Source organism: Rhodococcus sp. IC4_135, from assembly GCF_011602025.1.
GTDB lineage: Bacteria > Actinomycetota > Actinomycetes > Mycobacteriales > Mycobacteriaceae > Rhodococcus_F > Rhodococcus_F baikonurensis.
On sequence record NZ_JAAOLG010000131.1, the window covers coordinates 1 to 471 of the forward strand.

A 471-nucleotide genomic window follows, 5' to 3' on the forward strand; every position below is an offset into this window, starting at 1 on the left:
CTTATCGCAGCCTCCTACGTCCTTCATCGGCTCCTGGTGCCAAGGCATCCACCGTACGCTCTTCATTACTTACAACAAAGATGCTCGCGTCCACTGTGCAGTTCTCAAACAACACACAAACAACCACCTCACGCAGACACCAACAAAAACATTCTCACGAATAATTCTTGCGGTATGACTGCAGCAGTCATTTGTCGTTACTTCCTAGAGGAAACACTCGCGTGTTCTCTCAGGACCCAACAGTATGCCGATATATTGTTCGCCGGCCTCCCACAGAGGAGAAACCGTACGACGATCAAGTTTGTCAGCGTCCACCCATGAGCTCCCGCCGGACCACAAGTGGATCCGAAACAGGCTCTGCCAACCAACCATCCACCTGTGTGGATATTGGATTGGAGAATGCTCCTTAGAAAGGAGGTGATCCAGCCGCACCTTCCGGTACGGCTACCTTGTTACGACTTCGTCCCAATC

Annotated in this window: 1 rRNA gene; it reads right to left on the reverse strand. The window is 51.6% G+C overall.

Going from position 1 to position 471, the window contains the following annotated elements:
* Positions 1-410: 410 nt before the first annotated feature.
* Positions 411-471: ribosomal RNA gene (locus G8767_RS35330) — 16S ribosomal RNA — on the reverse strand; the annotation flags it as partial.